Annotated in this window: 8 protein-coding genes, 2 tRNA genes and 3 rRNA genes; 8 read left to right on the plus strand and 5 right to left on the minus strand. The window is 49.3% G+C overall.

Going from position 1 to position 17,222, the window contains the following annotated elements:
- Positions 1–94 precede the first annotated feature (94 nt).
- Positions 95–748 carry an HTH-type transcriptional repressor FabR gene (gene fabR, locus IT774_RS02490; protein WP_195811188.1) on the plus strand — a complete coding sequence of 218 codons (654 nt, stop codon included), beginning with the start codon at positions 95–97 and terminating at the stop codon, positions 746–748.
- On the opposite strand, the gene trmA is transcribed toward fabR, so the two are convergent.
- A complete protein-coding gene (gene trmA / locus IT774_RS02495; protein WP_195811189.1) occupies positions 745–1,845 on the minus strand; it encodes a tRNA (uridine(54)-C5)-methyltransferase TrmA in 1,101 nt (366 codons plus the stop codon). The two genes, fabR and trmA, sit on opposite strands and share 4 nt — an antisense overlap.
- 152 nt (positions 1,846–1,997) lie before the next feature.
- Here trmA and IT774_RS02500 point away from each other — a divergent pair, with 152 nt between their 5' ends.
- Positions 1,998–3,233 (plus strand): DUF5610 domain-containing protein, encoded by a 1,236-nt coding sequence (locus tag IT774_RS02500; RefSeq protein ID WP_195811190.1) that lies wholly within the window; start codon positions 1,998–2,000, stop codon positions 3,231–3,233.
- Between the two features lie 44 nt (positions 3,234–3,277).
- Here the strand turns inward: IT774_RS02500 and IT774_RS02505 are convergent, their stop codons facing one another.
- A complete protein-coding gene (locus IT774_RS02505; RefSeq protein ID WP_195811191.1) occupies positions 3,278–3,742 on the minus strand; it encodes an RNA recognition motif domain-containing protein in 465 nt (154 codons plus the stop codon).
- Positions 3,743–4,294: 552 nt separating this feature from the next.
- Between IT774_RS02505 and IT774_RS02510 the strand changes: the two genes are divergently transcribed.
- The 5 genes from IT774_RS02510 to rrf all read left to right on the plus strand — a co-directional run bounded on the left by IT774_RS02510 (position 4,295) and on the right by rrf (position 10,169).
- Positions 4,295–5,830, plus strand: a 16S ribosomal RNA gene (locus IT774_RS02510).
- Positions 5,831–5,910: 80 nt separating this feature from the next.
- Positions 5,911–5,986: transfer RNA gene (locus IT774_RS02515), tRNA-Ala, on the plus strand.
- Positions 5,987–6,160: 174 nt separating this feature from the next.
- A tRNA-Ile gene (locus IT774_RS02520) sits at positions 6,161–6,237 on the plus strand.
- Between the two features lie 470 nt (positions 6,238–6,707).
- Positions 6,708–9,803, plus strand: a 23S ribosomal RNA gene (locus tag IT774_RS02525).
- Positions 9,804–10,053: 250 nt separating this feature from the next.
- Positions 10,054–10,169, plus strand: a 5S ribosomal RNA gene (gene rrf / locus IT774_RS02530).
- The 16S, 23S and 5S rRNA genes sit together here with 2 tRNA genes alongside, the layout of an rRNA operon.
- Positions 10,170–11,092: 923 nt before the next feature.
- On the opposite strand, the gene IT774_RS02535 is transcribed toward rrf, so the two are convergent.
- The 3 genes from IT774_RS02535 to IT774_RS02545 all read right to left on the minus strand — a co-directional run bounded on the left by IT774_RS02535 (position 11,093) and on the right by IT774_RS02545 (position 15,779).
- Positions 11,093–11,323 (minus strand): hypothetical protein, encoded by a 231-nt coding sequence (locus IT774_RS02535; RefSeq protein ID WP_195811192.1) that lies wholly within the window; start codon positions 11,321–11,323, stop codon positions 11,093–11,095.
- A 278-nt stretch (positions 11,324–11,601) separates the two neighbouring features.
- Positions 11,602–13,953, minus strand: a complete 2,352-nt coding sequence (locus IT774_RS02540; RefSeq protein ID WP_195811193.1) for a DNA polymerase II — start codon at positions 13,951–13,953, stop codon at positions 11,602–11,604.
- 8 nt (positions 13,954–13,961) lie between these two features.
- A complete protein-coding gene (locus IT774_RS02545) occupies positions 13,962–15,779 on the minus strand; it encodes a GGDEF domain-containing protein (protein WP_195811194.1) in 1,818 nt (605 codons plus the stop codon).
- A gap of 298 nt (positions 15,780–16,077) precedes the next feature.
- Between IT774_RS02545 and IT774_RS02550 the strand changes: the two genes are divergently transcribed.
- Positions 16,078–17,106: a patatin-like phospholipase family protein gene (locus tag IT774_RS02550; protein WP_195811195.1), complete on the plus strand. Its 1,029-nt coding sequence runs from the start codon at positions 16,078–16,080 to the stop codon at positions 17,104–17,106.
- Positions 17,107–17,222 lie beyond the last annotated feature (116 nt).

Consider the following 17,222-nt stretch of genomic DNA (forward strand, 5'->3'; position numbering starts at 1 on the left):
TTTTTTTGGAATTATCAGGCTAAACAGAGAGATATCCGTGGTCGAGCTTTGTAATAGATTGAGGTAAACTATTCTTGATCTTCAGGAGGTTAATTTGAGTCGACAGGAACAAAAACAAAAAACTCGCCAGAGTATTATTTTAGCGGCCTTTAGTTTACTGGATGACAACCGCAGTCTGTCGGCGATAAGTTTACGTGAAGTTGCCCGAGCGGCTGGCATTGCACCGACTTCGTTTTACCGTCACTTTAAAGATATGGATGAGCTGGGCTTAACCCTGGTGGATGAAGCGGGCCTGGCATTGCGACAATTGATGCGACAGGCTCGAAGCCGGATTGACTCTGGGGGTGGGGTTATCGATACCTCAGTGGATACCTTTATTGAGTTTATTTGTGATAATGCCAATGTGTTTCGATTGTTATTGCGTGAACATACCGGCACCTCTGCAGCCTATCGCATGGCAGTTTTGCGTGAAATCCAACATTTTGTAGAAGAGCTGGCTGATTATATTGTCGAACGTCAGGCTATTGATCATGGGGTGGCAAGTTTACAGGCCGAAGCAATGGTAAGGTTGGTCTTCAGTGCAGGGGCTGAGACCTTAGAGGCAGAGCCCTCAATGCGCAGTGAAATCGGGCGGCGGGTAAAGGCGCAGCTGCGGTTTGTGCAGCTTGGCGCGGCGGCTTACGCAGAGCGGGTGGCACAGAATAAGGCCCGGCCGGAAGCCGCCCCGGCCGGTTCAAAAACGGTTTAAGCTGGTTTTCGCACCAATTTAACCCCGGTTTCAATGTGATGAGTAAACGGAAACTGATCAAACAGCGCGGCCGCTTCGATAGTATGGGTTTCGCACAAACGCGTCAGATTCTGGCTTAAGGTCTCCGGATTGCACGAGATATACACAATTTCTTCATACTCCTGAATCATTTTTAGCGATTCGTCATCCAGACCGGCCCGGGGCGGGTCGACCAGCACAGTGGCAAAGTCATACTCACTCAGATTGATGCCTTCCAGGCGCGTAAACTCCCGTTCGCCGCGCATCGCCGCGGTAAAGTCCTCTGCGGCCAAGCGCACAATATCGACATTCTCAATATTATTGCGGGCAATATTAAACTGCGCAGCGGCTACCGATGGTTTGGCAATTTCGGTACCGATCACTTTGCGGAATTGACTGGCCATAGGCAGAGAAAAGTTGCCCGCGCCGCAGTAAAGCTCCAGTAAGTCACGCTCGGGCGCGCCGCATACCTTCAATGCCCATTCAAGCATCTCGCAATTCACCCGGGCATTGGGCTGGGTAAAACTGTTTTCGATATGTTTAAATTCATAAGTGCGGTTATTAACCGGCAATTGTTCGATTATAAAATCATTACCAATCACTTCTTTTTGTTTTCGGGCACGACCAATTAAATTGACTGTGAAATATTGGCTGAGTGCTTGCTGCAATTGAGTCGCAGCCTGCCGCCACTCGTCATCTAACGGTTTGTGATAAAGCAAACTGATCACCAGCTCATCACTCAGCCCACTCAGATAATCTATTTGAAACAATTTGCGGCGCATCACCGGATTATCTTTAAGCAGGGCCATCACCTTTTGCATCGCGGCATTAATGGTTTGGCTGGCCGCAGGGAATTGATCAACCCGATATTTGTCTTTGGTCTGGGGATCAAACATGATGTGGTATAAATCATCACCCTCATGCCACACTCTGAATTCAGCACGTACCCGATAGTGTTCGTGCGGCGAAGCATAAACTTCAATGTCAGGCGCATTGAACGGGCCCAACAGGGATTGTAAGCGGTCGTGCTTTTGCTGTAATTCAATCGTGTACTGTTCGCGACTACCGGTCTCAGCCATGCGTGTTCTCCCAACTGCCAGAAAAATAAAGGAGCCGAATTGTAGAGGCTTTTATACGCACTGCAACGGCTTTTATAAAATGAATTGTACTAAAATTAAACAATGACGTAAGGCGGCCGATAACAAAAGGTGAGAGGAGTGAGGACCTAGCCATGAATGTAGATAAGTTTAATAATACTGTCGCCGACCCTAAGACCATTTCAGATCCGGTGAAGACACACAGAAAGCAGTTGCAGGAACAGGGGTTGCAGCAGGCCGCTCAATTCAGCCAGCAGGAAACCTCGGTCACGATGACCGCGTCCCAGAATCGGGTAAGTTACAAAGTCGTCAGTCAGTCGATGGCGGCAAATCTGGTGGTGGATGGCCAGCGTCCTGGCAAGCCCGATCCCCTGCCGGAAGAAACCAGCATGTTCGACTTTGAAAAAGTAGCCCGCAATGTCATGGGCTTTGTTGGCGGGGTCATCCGAGGGGCCGCGGCTGGTGGCGCACCTGATGAAAAGCTGCAGAACTTATTTGGACAAGCGCGAGAAGGCGTTGCTAAAGGGATTGCAATGGCTCGTCAGGATTTGGGCCAATGGCTGAATGACGATATAAATCTGGGTATAAACAAAAGTGAGGCGTTAATCGGCGAGCAGATGGGGACCCTGGAAGAAGAAGTGTTAGGTGCCAACCCGCTGAGTAACTTACAGGTTAACGCGATGGCGTTATCGCAACAGCAACAGCGCAGCGGCGATTTGGTGATTCGGACCCGTGAGGGCGATGAAGTATCGATACGGTTCGGCGATACCCGGCGGGCCAGCTATGAGCGGTACGACTACCAGCAAGGCGGACAATATACAGACTCCGGTACTACCGACAATACCGTGGGTGCTGTGAATAGCGGTTCCTACACCAATGTACAGTGGCAAACCACCAGTCACTTCAGCTTTTCGGTAGACGGTGATTTAAATGAGCAGGAACTTAAAAGCATCACTCAGCTTATTAACAGTACTACGGAGCTGACCGAGTTGTTCTTTGACGGTGACATCGACAAAGCCTTCGAGCAGGCTCAAAATCTGGAGTTTGACAAAGCGTCGCTGGCAGGCTTTGCTCTTAAATTAACTCAGTCGCAAAGTTCAAGTATGGCTAAAGCCTATGGAAGTGTGCAGGAACTCACAGAAAAACCTGACAATGCCCATCAAAACGCGGCCATAGCAGAGTATGTGGAAAAGGCATTGAGCACTCAGGAGCAGGCTAAAGCAACCTTGGCGGGTGAAAAGGAATTCAGTAATCTGGTCCAGGGGATCATCAATCACATGCACGATGTGCATGTGCCGGATCTTATCAGTGCCATCAACCGCTTTAATCAGTTTAATCAAAAGATAATTCAGGCCGTAGAAGCCGATTAATCTCCGGTTAAAAAAAACCTGGGAGGACCCAGGTTTTATCATTGCTATTCTTCGTCGCCTTTTTCTTTGGCGGGACGAACCTTTAAGGTTCGTTCCAAAAAGATTTTGTCGTTCAGTTCGGTAATGGCTTTATCAACATCGGTGGTAACCACCTCAATAAATCCATACCCTTTGCGTTTGCCGGTACGACGATCTTTCATAAGTCGTACGGATTGCACATGAACAAAGCCACTGAAATACTCTTTGACGGCATCTTCGTTTGCTTTATAAGGTAAATTACCTACATAAAGCGTTGCGGTTTCTCCTCCGGTTGCCTGCTCTTGTTCTACACCACTGGTGGACGAACTGAAAAGAGAAGCGATGTAAGGAGAAACAATGCCACTTATTAATAAAGAAGCTGCTATAGCCAGTGGTACGTTTGTTTCCATATCCAAAGATGAAAATACCACATAGCCGATAACGGCGATAACTACACTAACAATAGTGCATTGAATAAAGCCAACTTTCATAAACCTACCTTTATATTGTTATAGATGATACTTGGAGGCTGTCGATAGTTTACTCACTTGTAACAAATTGAACAACAATCTGTTACTGATGTAGACTAAAAAGCGAGTTTAGCACAGCTTTTGTTGGAAAAATGGACACTTGATGCAGTTTTTTAGAAAAGATGCTCAAAAAGAAAGAAAAGGGGTTGACCGTTTTAGTGGCTCATGTAGAATGCGCTCCACTTCGACGGGACAGGCCAAACGGCAACACTGAAGAAGGGTTTCCAGTCAGGCTCCAGAGCAACGCTGGTAACGGTTTTAAGCCTCAACCGCTTTTAGAAAAAACTTTCAAAAAAGGGTTGACGCAAAAAACGAAACGCGTAGAATGCGCATCCCGCTTCGGGAAGAAACGAAGCAAAACGTGAAGTAGGAATAAACATAAGTTTACTTCGAAAAGCGTGCCAGCCGGCATGCCGGCTGTCAAAATGTTCTTTAACAATTTATAACAAGACAATCTGTGTGGGCACTCGTTAAGAGTGTCAACCGACGATTCATAAAAATTTTCGATATATTTAATTGAAGAGTTTGATCATGGCTCAGATTGAACGCTGGCGGCAGGCCTAACACATGCAAGTCGAACGGTAACATGTCTAGCTTGCTAGATGATGACGAGTGGCGGACGGGTGAGTAATGCTTGGGAACTTGCCTTTGCGAGGGGGATAACCACTGGAAACGGTGGCTAATACCGCATAATGTCTACGGACCAAACGAGGGCTTTCGGGCTCTTGCGCAAAGAGAGGCCCAAGTGAGATTAGCTAGTTGGTGGGGTAAAGGCTCACCAAGGCAACGATCTCTAGCTGTTCTGAGAGGAAGATCAGCCACACTGGGACTGAGACACGGCCCAGACTCCTACGGGAGGCAGCAGTGGGGAATATTGGACAATGGGGGCAACCCTGATCCAGCCATGCCGCGTGTGTGAAGAAGGCCTTCGGGTTGTAAAGCACTTTCAGTGGGGAGGAAAGGTTAACGGTTAATACCCGTTAGCTGTGACGTTACCCACAGAAGAAGCACCGGCTAACTCCGTGCCAGCAGCCGCGGTAATACGGAGGGTGCAAGCGTTAATCGGAATTACTGGGCGTAAAGCGCACGCAGGCGGTTTGTTAAGCTAGATGTGAAAGCCCTGGGCTCAACCTGGGACGGTCATTTAGAACTGGCAGACTAGAGTCTTGGAGAGGGGAGTGGAATTCCAGGTGTAGCGGTGAAATGCGTAGATATCTGGAGGAACATCAGTGGCGAAGGCGACTCCCTGGCCAAAGACTGACGCTCATGTGCGAAAGTGTGGGTAGCGAACAGGATTAGATACCCTGGTAGTCCACACCGTAAACGCTGTCTACTAGCTGTTTGCGACTTTAAGTTGTGAGTAGCGAAGCTAACGCGATAAGTAGACCGCCTGGGGAGTACGGCCGCAAGGTTAAAACTCAAATGAATTGACGGGGGCCCGCACAAGCGGTGGAGCATGTGGTTTAATTCGATGCAACGCGAAGAACCTTACCTACACTTGACATGCTGAGAACTTTCCAGAGATGGATTGGTGCCTTCGGGAACTCAGACACAGGTGCTGCATGGCTGTCGTCAGCTCGTGTCGTGAGATGTTGGGTTAAGTCCCGCAACGAGCGCAACCCTTGTCCTTAGTTGCCATCATTTAGTTGGGCACTCTAAGGAGACTGCCGGTGACAAACCGGAGGAAGGTGGGGACGACGTCAAGTCATCATGGCCCTTACGTGTAGGGCTACACACGTGCTACAATGGCATTTACAGAGGGAGGCGAGACAGTGATGTGGAGCGGACCCCTTAAAGAATGTCGTAGTCCGGATCGGAGTCTGCAACTCGACTCCGTGAAGTCGGAATCGCTAGTAATCGCAGGTCAGAATACTGCGGTGAATACGTTCCCGGGCCTTGTACACACCGCCCGTCACACCATGGGAGTGGGATGCAAAAGAAGTGGTTAGCATAACCTTCGGGAGTGCGATCACCACTTTGTGTTTCATGACTGGGGTGAAGTCGTAACAAGGTAACCGTAGGGGAACCTGCGGTTGGATCACCTCCTTACCAAAAGAATCGACGAGCACTCTTAGCGTAGTGTCCACACAGATAGTCTTGTTATAGAAAAGAAGAACGACCGTTTTTATGGGGCTATAGCTCAGCTGGGAGAGCGCCTGATTTGCATTCAGGAGGTCAGCAGTTCGATCCTGCTTAGCTCCACCACTTCCGCCCGTTATTTGATGCAAAATGAGTCAGATTGCTGAAAGAAGGTTATAGCGAAGCGATTTGGTTTGAATGCGTACCGACTTGAAGAGCGAGGAAGGAGCATACATACGTATGTGACTGACAAGCGATGAAACCAAGGTGCTCAGTCAAGGCAAAGCGAAAAGCTAGAACAGGCTTGTAGCTCAGCTGGTTAGAGCGCACCCCTGATAAGGGTGAGGTCGGCAGTTCAAGTCTGCCCAAGCCTACCATTTCTTCCCTGCTTTTCGTTATCGAATTGCTTATGTGCTGCTTGCACACTACGCAATCCGATGCCTCAATCAGAGAAGAAATGCGAAAAAAAACTGGTTGCCAGGAAGACCGGAATCCTAATGAATATTTACTGTTTCAGTAAGCATTGATTAGGGTTTTTTACCCTAAGGATAAAAGTACTGCTTTGAGCAGGAAATACCCAACGTTCTTTAACAATTTGGAAAGCTGATATTAATTAGTAATCAATCAAAATTGAGTAACTGAGATTGAATATCGAAAGATGTTCTTTCAAGTAAGCTACTCTACTTGACTTAAATTACTTGTTATCGAAAAGCGCTGAAAAGCGTGCCAATCGGCAAGTCCGATTGTCAATGAGATAGCAAGGCAATTTATCGATTAGCTTGTCATCATACAGCAGGTGTTAACTCACCGCCTAACGCAGAAGTCAAAAGGCTGCTTGGGGTTGTATGGTTAAGTGACAAAGCGTATACGGTGGATGCCTTGGCAGTTAGAGGCGATGAAGGACGTGTAAGTCTGCGAAAAGCTGTGGTGAGCTGACAAAATGCATTTGAGCCACAGATGTCCGAATGGGGAAACCCACCTGTTTACAGGTATCTTATAGTGAATACATAGCTATAAGAGGCGAACGAGGGGAACTGAAACATCTAAGTACCCTTAGGAAAAGAAATCAACCGAGATTCCCCTAGTAGCGGCGAGCGAACGGGGATTAGCCCTTAAGCATTTTATAAGTTAGTGGAAGCCTCTGGGAAGTGGCGCGATACCGGGTGATAGCCCCGTACACGACAACGAATTAAATGTGAAATCGAGTAGGTCGGGACACGTGTTATCTTGACTGAATATGGGGGACCATCCTCCAAGGCTAAATACTCCTAACTGACCGATAGTGAACCAGTACCGTGAGGGAAAGGCGAAAAGAACCCCTGTGAGGGGAGTGAAATAGAACCTGAAACCGTATACGTACAAGCAGTGGGAGCCCCATCACTAAGTGCCTTTAGTGATGTGACTCACAAAGTGCTAACCCTTGATATGACGATTAACGTTGACCTGCGAAGCAGCCAACGGTAAACCGCCACCAATCAAGCAGGGTGCTTAGTGATGGGGTGACTGCGTACCTTTTGTATAATGGGTCAGCGACTTATATTTGGTAGCAAGGTTAAGCGAATAGCGGAGCCGTAGCGAAAGCGAGTGTTAACTGCGCGTTGAGTTGCCAGGTATAGACCCGAAACCCGGTGATCTAGCCATGAGCAGGTTGAAGGTTGAGTAACATCAACTGGAGGACCGAACCCACTGACGTTGAAAAGTCAGGGGATGACTTGTGGCTGGGGGTGAAAGGCCAATCAAACCGGGAGATAGCTGGTTCTCCCCGAAATCTATTTAGGTAGAGCCTCGGACGAATTCCATTGGGGGTAGAGCACTGTTAAGGCTAGGGGGTCATCCCGACTTACCAACCCTTTGCAAACTCCGAATACCGATGAGAACTATCCGGGAGACACACGGCGGGTGCTAACGTCCGTCGTGGAGAGGGAAACAACCCAGACCGCCAGCTAAGGTCCCTAAATATTGCTAAGTGGGAAACGATGTGGGAAGGCACAGACAGCTAGGAGGTTGGCTTAGAAGCAGCCATCCTTTAAAGAAAGCGTAATAGCTCACTAGTCGAGTCGGCCTGCGCGGAAGATGTAACGGGGCTAAGCAATATACCGAAGCTGCGGCAGAGGACATCACTCAATGCTATTTAAGCTAACAGCGACCTGGCAAAGCCAGCCGCTGGTAAAGCGTTCATCACAAGGTGGTGAAGATAAAGAACGAAGAAGTAGCATTCAGGATGTCCTCTGGGTAGGGGAGCGTTGTGTAAGTGGATGAAGGTGAACCGAGAGGTTTGCTGGACATATCACAAGTGCGAATGCTGACATGAGTAACGATAATGGGGGTGAAAAACCCCCACGCCGGAAGACCAAGGTTTCCTGTCCCATGCTAATCAGGGCAGGGTAAGTCGGCCCCTAAGGCGAGGCGGAAACGCGTAGTCGATGGGAAACGGGTTAATATTCCCGTACTTGTATAATCAGTGATGGAGGGACGGAGAAGGCTAAGCAAGCCTGGCGTTGGTAGCCCAGGTGAAAGTGAGTAGGCTGAAGAATTAGGTAAATCCGGTTCTTCAAGGCCGAGACACGAGACGAGCTCCCAAGGGAGTGAAGTTGTTGATGCCATGCTTCCAGGAAAAGCTTCTAAACGTATGATTATGTGAACCGTACCCCAAACCGACACAGGTGGTCAGGTAGAGAATACTAAGGCGCTTGAGAGAACTCGGGTGAAGGAACTCGGCAAAATAGTACCGTAACTTCGGGAGAAGGTACGCCCTTGTTGGTGATAGAACTTGCTTCTTGAGCTGATGAGGGCCGCAGTGACCAGGTGGCTGGGACTGTTTATTAAAAACACAGCACTCTGCAAACTCGAAAGAGGACGTATAGGGTGTGACACCTGCCCGGTGCCGGAAGGTTAATTGATGGGGTTAGCGTAAGCGAAGCTCTTGATCGAAGCCCCGGTAAACGGCGGCCGTAACTATAACGGTCCTAAGGTAGCGAAATTCCTTGTCGGGTAAGTTCCGACCTGCACGAATGGTGTAACCATGGCCACGCTGTCTCCACCCGAGACTCAGTGAAATTGAAATCGCAGTGAAGATGCTGTGTACCCGCACCTAGACGGAAAGACCCGTGAACCTTTACTACAGCTTGGCACTGAACATTGAACCTACTTGTGTAGGATAGGTGGGAGGCTTTGAATCGCAGACGCCAGTTTGCGTGGAGCCGACCTTGAAATACCACCCTGGTATGTTTGATGTTCTAACATAGGTCCCTTATCGGGATTGTGGACAGTGTCTGGTGGGTAGTTTGACTGGGGCGGTCTCCTCCCAAATAGTAACGGAGGAGCACGAAGGTTAGCTAATCACGGTCGGACATCGTGAGGTTAGTGCAATGGCATAAGCTAGCTTAACTGCGAGACAGACACGTCGAGCAGGTACGAAAGTAGGTCATAGTGATCCGGTGGTTCTGTATGGAAGGGCCATCGCTCAACGGATAAAAGGTACTCCGGGGATAACAGGCTGATACCGCCCAAGAGTTCATATCGACGGCGGTGTTTGGCACCTCGATGTCGGCTCATCACATCCTGGGGCTGAAGTCGGTCCCAAGGGTATGGCTGTTCGCCATTTAAAGTGGTACGCGAGCTGGGTTTAGAACGTCGTGAGACAGTTCGGTCCCTATCTGGTGTGGGCGTTGGATGATTGAGGGGAGCTGCTCCTAGTACGAGAGGACCGGAGTGGACGAACCGCTGGTGTTCGGGTTGTTATGCCAATAGCATTGCCCGGTAGCTACGTTCGGAACGGATAACCGCTGAAAGCATCTAAGCGGGAAGCCGAACCCAAGATGAGTCATCCCTGACCTTTAAGGTCTGGAAGGGTTGTTGAAGACGACAACGTTGATAGGCAGGGTGTGGAAGCGTTGTAAGGCGTTAAGCTAACCTGTACTAATTGCCCGAAAGGCTTAACCATACAACCCGAAGCGGCTTTTTACCTACAGACACTTGCGTTGCAAGTGGTCGTGAAGATTTGTTTTATCGCAAGCTGCGAGCTTGCTGACAAATCTTATCCTCGCTAAAGAGGAGGTAGAGCTCAGGGTTGTAAAGAAGACAAGCTAAATATTGAAAGTGTAAGTCAGAGTAGCATGTTACTCATTGATTGATTGAATATCAGATTTCCCAAATTGTTATGTTATCGGCGCAGCCGGTAACAACCTTTTTTGCTTGGCGGCCATAGCGACGTGGCACCACCTGATCCCATTCCGAACTCAGAAGTGAAACACGTTAGCGGCGATGGTAGTGTGGGGATTCCCCATGTGAGAGTAGCACACCGCCAAGCTCCTCATTACACGAAAAAGCCCACTAATTTGAGTGGGCTTTTTTCGTATATGCGCAGCATAGCTGCGCTATTCTTATATAGGGAACCTAACCCATCGTGGGGAACGAAGCGGCAAGCACTGCATTGGCGCAGGGGTAACAACCCATCCCTGGTGCTGCCACCAGTCTCGCCCTCCATGGCGAGCCGCTTCGGTTGCTGCGAATGTCTGCGGACATTCGGTCAACCTACGCCCCCATGTGAGGTAGCACGCTGTCCCTTGCCGGCTACGGAGCTTCTCATTACACGAACAAGCCCACTCATTTGAGTGGGCTTGTTTCGTCTATGCGCCCCATCCTAAATAGTGTTGATACTTTACTTTAGCTGGGGCTGATGCAGGCGTACACTTCCATGTGGCGTAGTGCCAGCTCGCACTTCCTATGCTCGCGTTCGTTCCTTTTAAGGTGCCGTTAAGTCACCTTAAATTTGCGTTGCAAACCGGAGCCTCACCCATCCATGGCGAGCCGCTTCGGTTGCTGCGAATGTCTGCGGACATTCGGTCAACCTACGCCCCCATGTGAGAGTAGCACACTGTCCCTTGCCGGCTACGGAGCTCCTCATTACACGAAAAAGCCCACTCATTTGAGTGGGCTTTTTTCGTATATGCGCCCCATCCTAAATAGTGTTGATACTTTACTCTAGCTAGGGCTGATGCAGGCGTACACTTCCATGTGGCGTAGTGCCAGCTCGCACTTCCTATGCTCGCGTTCGTGCCTTTTAAGGTGTCGTTAAGTCACCTTAAATTTGCGTTGCAAACCGGAGCCTCACCCTAAATAGCGTTGACACTTTGCTAACTTACTTTGAGGAGTGTAATGAAATTAAGCCTGGATTGAGGTAAGGCTACATTACCATGTGCCTATTTTATGTATGAACCCGGGCGCCCAGGATCACAAGATTTTGGGGCTGGTCTTAGGGTTAGGTTGTGGCTTTTCCGGCGAGGTAAGAAAACGGCTTTTTAAGAAAAAACCAAGTTCAAGCAGCAAGAGGTTTAAAAGCGTGGCAACAATTATCAGAGAAAGCGGAATAATTTCAAAAACAAACAGCAGGGTACTAATCATAATTGACACCAGCACCAAACTAACATGAAACGACACCAGCATCTTTTGTACTTCGCTCATAAATCTTCCCGTAATATGTAATCTTGCCTACAGGCATTAGTATCTGTTTATCGTGTTAGCCAGATAACGGTGCTCACGGTAGGTGAACCCGTTTACGGCTTACCAGTCGCTATCCCGCTGCAAGCTTTCCTGCAAGATATAAGGCCTGGTCATCTAATTAATACGGACTAGTTCTAGAAAAGAGCATAATAATTTACTAACAAAGTCGCGTGGGAAGAGATTAATTCAGCGCGTCTTGAATGGTATGAATGCAGGCCGACCGTTACCCACCAAAACAGCTAGAAAAGCCCCAGTTGAGGCTTTATCAGGCTATCAAAACACAGCCCGATAGAAGGTAAAATACTTTCTGCAATAGGCCGGATTTGCTTCTCGATATAATGTTCATAATCCAAAGGACTATCCCAATAAGTAAGAGTTTGGGGCCCGGCATGCGTCATGACATACTCCACACTCGTGCGGCGTTGAAATTGCGGCGTATTGCCAGCAGCGCTATTTTTCTCTTCGGCTCGCATTGCGGCGCGAACATGGGGTGGAATGTTCCTGATGTATTGCGCTAAGGGTTTACCCAGCCGTTTTCGATAGATTAACTGAGCATCAAATTGACCGCGACGGATCCCTTCCACCACTTCAGTGATATATTGCGTTACTGGCGCATTACTGAACACTTTCAGGTAAAGGGTTTGCTGAAAATCCTTAGCCAGGCGGGTCCAGTCGGAACGTACATTTTCCAGCCCCTTAAACACTAATGAATCTGGCTTGTTCGCCTCTACTAACCCGGCGTAGCGCTTTTTACTTCCTTGTTCAGAGCCTCGGATCGTTGGCATAAAAAATTTATCAAAACAAGTTTCAAACTCAATTTCCAGATGGCATGTCAGTCTGTATTCATCACGAAGTTTTTGCTGCCATTTTTGGTTAATGGTTTTCTCAAGTAACTTGCCGGTTTTGATGGCCTCATCGCGACTATTAATGCCGGTCAAATGCACGAAGGTGGAGTCAGTGTCGCCATAAATGACTGTCAGTCCTTCTGCCTCAATCCATTTGGCTGTGGTTTGCATAATTTCATGCCCGCGTAGCGTAATAGAGCTGGCCAGGCGTGGATCGTAAAATGGACAACCGGCACTACCAAGTACCCCGTAGAATGAATTCATCAAAATTTTGATAGCCTGCGAGCGGGGTTTATCGTGCTGACGTTTTGCTTCATCTCGCTGCGCCCAAAGATTTGCAATGATATCAGGCAGAAAATGCTGGTCTCTGGAAAAGCATGCATTCTTAAAACCAGGAATTGCATTTTCGGGGTCCTGTAACCCTTGCACCAAACCCAATGGATCAATCTTGAAGGTGCGGATGATGGAGGGATAAAGGCTTTTAAAATCCAGCACCAGTACATAATCATACAGACCGGGCTGAGAAGTCATAACGTAGCCCCCCGGACTGGCGAGGCCCCCATCGGCGGGTCGCACCCCGCAGACATAACCTGTTCGATGCAGGCGGGGCAAATACACATTCAAAAAGGCGGCGACCGAGCCTCCGGGTCGTGAAATATCCAACCCTGTCAGCGTACTGCGTAATATCAGAAAATCGATAAGCTGGGCATAAGACTCAATCTGATTTACCAACTCACAGTCTTCAAAGTTATATTTTGCCAGTTGTAACGGGTCATGCTTGTATAAGTGTTTAATCGCGGCTAGCTGATCAGCCTCTTTAACAAGCTTGTTTTTAGCCAGCAGTTCACTGGCTACGCCATCAAGGCTGTAGTTGTCAAAATGCCAGGCCATGGTTTTTAACGCCTCAATGCCGTCAATAATAGCCCGCCCCGGCAGTTCAACAAAAGTACCATTATCCCACTGGCGTACGTTCAGCAGTCCGCCGTTACGTCCTAATGCTAATGGGATTCGGTGATACTTTGCGCGACGGTAGAGCACCGCCATATCGAATTGCTTTACATTCCAGCCCAGTAGAATGTCTGGATCGTGTTCATTAATAAGTTCAATAAGCCGATGCAGCAATCGGCCCTCATCCGCAACAATTTCGAGCGAAAAATCAGTCTGCGGGTCGGTAGCTACCGGGGTATCGTAAACCATTAGAACATGCCTGAGAACAGGGCTGCTCAACCCCACTGAAAACAACTGCTCGTGCTCGTTGCATTCTATATCAAGACTAAGGCTGTGCAGTGAAGGCCGGTAGGGCGAACCTTTTATCTGAGCCTGTTCTAGCTGGCCATTGGGTTGGGGCCAGGCTCGGTAACGAACGCTGCCAAATGCAAACCGTTCCATGATAAATCGATCAGTGAGCTTAATATCGCCTTCATATAGCTCGATACCATGTTGCTGCAAGGTCTGACGAGCAGCTTGAGTAAGGAGGTAATCAGGGCTGTAGCGCAACATGCTCACCGGCTGCTGAGTCAGCGTAGTAAAGCGGGCAGGCTCAACCGTTACCTGCAATCGGTGCTGCTGTAACAGCTCACGGGCCTGCTGACTATATTGTTGTAATACAAAGCACACATTTTTTTGAGGCGGGGAATAAATGCACACCGGCCCAGCATCGGTGGCCAGCCAAAGTTCGACTTTTTCTTCATGTTGATGTCTGACAAGACGGCGGGTGAGAATAAATCCCAGTCCGGATGCGGGCATAGGGGGCATCACGGTGTGCGATCAACTGCCTGGCCAGATACCCGGATGCAATCCCGTCCCGCTTCTTTCGCTACGTATAGGGCTTCGTCCGCCAAATTCATCAGTTGCGCGGTATCTTCACTTTGTTTACCGCTAACCAGCCCCACCGAAACCGACAGTGATATCTCTTCGCGGCCGACCCGTACCGGCACGCCCTTCACCAGCTCGCCAAAGCGTTCTAGCAGCCGATAAGCATCATCTACCGGGGTATGGGGAAATACAAAAAGAAACTCTTCACCGCCAATACGGCCCAAAATATCGGTGCCCCGGAACGAGCGGGAAGCCAGGGCCGCAAAGCCTTTTAAAATATCGTCCCCGGCCTGATGACCATAGGTATCGTTAATTTGCTTGAAATGGTCCAGATCCAGCACCGCCAGAGTAAGATAATCCTGGTGTCGGTGAGCCAGGCTTAGTTGCTGGGCGGTATCTTCAAGGGTCTTACGGCGGGTAAGAAGCCCGGTAAGGCTGTCTTTGTTTGCCAGGGTTTCGTACTTTTTCTGATGCTTTTTGCTGATGCGATGTTGCCAGAGTAACAGTAAACAAATCACGGCCAGCAAGGTTATCACAATGGCTGTATATCCACGCTGGCGACGCTCATTCGCAAGCTCTGCTTTCTGGCGCAGGTTTTGTTCACGTAGTAGTGCATTCTGTGCCCGCTGTTGCTCCGTTTCAAAGGCGGTCTGAAGTTTTACCAGTCGCTGACTATTTTGCTCATTTTGCAAGCGACGATCATCAGCAAGCATGGTCAGCAGCAAGCCGTAGGCTTCTTCATAGCGTTCTTCAAAAGCCAGTATTTCGGCTTTGAGCTTGTTGATTTGCACGCGGTGGGGCAAGAATGCATCGCCTTCAGCCAGTTCCGCTGCTCCCTCCAGATGCGTCATGGCGGCCTTTGCTTTGCCTTGTATCAACTTAATTTTGGCCTGGGTTAACAGCACACCTATTTGCTGAAACGGGTTTTGTGCTTGTTTGAACAAGCGCAATGCATCTATCAAATAGGCCTGAGCTTCATCCAGCTGGCCACGTTCAATCAATGCCTGAGAAATTTCCTGGTAACTGTATGCCGCGCCCTGAATATCGCGAATATCGATGGCAAGACGGGCCGATTGTACCAACAGTTCTAACCCTTTTTGCTGCTGGTTGAGTTTTACATAGCTGCGTCCCAGGCCAAACAAGGTATTCGCCAGCTCGAGCCGCCGGTTGTGCTGTTCGTAATAGGCTCTGGCTTTTTCAAAGTAAGGAATAGCAAGCTCAGGCTCATTTCGGGATTCATACACCAGCGCAATCATACCGCTAAAATCCGCCGGCGCGAGCAACAGGTTTTTGTTTTCAGTAAGACGGTAACCTTCCTGAAACCGGTCGAGAGCTTTGTCGGTTTCACTTAAGGTGAGGTTGGTATAACCCGCCACACTCAGGGCGTAAGCCAGCAGATCATAGGTTTTGTTGTGGCGTGCCCAGCGCAAAGCATCCGATACCGCGCTTTCTGCTTCACGAGCCTGCCCCAGGCCTTTTTGCGCTTCTGCCTTAGCCAGTTGCAGGTAGGCATACAGCCAGGGTTGCGCATCATGATCGAGTTGTTGCAGGCCCTGTTCGGCCTGCTCCAGTGCCTTATGGTGCAGAATCAGAGAGGCGTACGCGCGACTGGCCACAAAGTGCAGGCTGGCTTTTTCGATACCTTTGGCATCAGCAAGACGCGCCAGACTGGTATTCAGCACCTGGCGGGGATCATCCCGCACCTGCCGAAGGGCTTCTACAGTGGAAGCAGGCCACTGAATCAGCGTACGGGCCATAGCGGTACCACTGAGCATTAGCAGCCAAAGTATTAACCCAGTTGCGACAACCAGCTGCTTGCTGAGGGTTGTTCCGAGCACCTCACTTCGATGTGTCTTCAACGTGATACAACTCTTATCTCTATTTTTTCTGGGCCACATGATAGTGCTGACGCCTCTGGTAAACAACGTTGGCACCGGTGTTTTGGTATAAATACCTATATTCAGTAAGGTAGCGGCTGCAAACTGGCTATCAGAACGGTTGACTTGCTTATGGTTCGCTCTAAGCTAAATACAAAACTCTACGGCGTGAGTGTTCATGAGTAAACTTATTTTAAGTCTTGATGGCGGTGGTATTCGAGGCGCTGCCAGTATCCAGTTTTTACGCAAAGTCGAAGAGCAGTTACAGCGAAACCATCAAATGTCGCTGCGCAATTGTGTGGATTTGTACGCTGGCACCAGTACCGGTGCAGTCATCGCGCTGGCCCTGGCGACCACTTCTTTGTCGGTGGAAGATATAAATGATTTGTACAATGCCAGCAATGCTCAGGAAATATTCAAACCAAACCGGGGATGGTTTGAACTGGACGGTGTGAACGCGCCAAAATATGAAGGGTGGGGAAAACAGCAGGTTTTAAAGCGCAATCTGGGCGAGGCGCAACTTGGGGACGCCAGACGCCATGACTGCCACGTGCTGGCGGTAACTTTTGGGGTGGAGTATCATCGTCCCAAAATATACAAAACTTCCAACAAACAACATCACTCATTGCTAAGCTACCAGGTTGCTGATGCCTCTTCGGCCGCGCCGACCTACTTTCCCAGTGTAGTGGTGCATGACCCCGATAGCGGCCAACCACGCTGGTTGGTGGATGGGGGCGTGGTGGCGAACAATCCGGCGATGTGTGCCATTGCCGAAAGTCGCCGGCTGTGGCCTCATACACCCCTTGAACAGGTGCGACTGATCTCTGTAGGCACAGGTAAGCGCACCCGTAAAATCAATGGGCCGGCTACCGAGGAGTGGGGCGCGCTCCAATGGATGCGGCAAGGGCACATTATTGATGTGCTATCCGATGAGCAACTGGTTGCCTATCAGGCCCTGAATATCATGCCTCCCGGCCAGTATCTGAGGATCAATGCGCAAATGCGTGAGCAAACGGGCTTGCCACTTCCTCCTGATGATGCGATGGATGATATCAGTCAGACCAACATAGACAAATTAAAACGGCTGGGTGATTTTTGGTTTGAGCGTTACGGCCAGGCAGCAGTGGCAATGATGCTTGATACCTATGAGGGGCCTTCACTTGATGCTATCGATCCTGCAACCGGTAAGCCTGCGGTAGCTCAATAATATTCGCCGTGCAGTGACCGTTGCTGTTAATAAGAATCTGTGGGTGCTGGTCACCGTATTTCGTATCTGTGTCAGCAGAAAGGGATAACCAACCACAGTATGGCTGAGGCTGAATA

The sequence above is a fragment of the Salinimonas marina genome (assembly GCF_015644725.1).
In the GTDB taxonomy this organism is placed as follows: domain Bacteria; phylum Pseudomonadota; class Gammaproteobacteria; order Enterobacterales; family Alteromonadaceae; genus Alteromonas.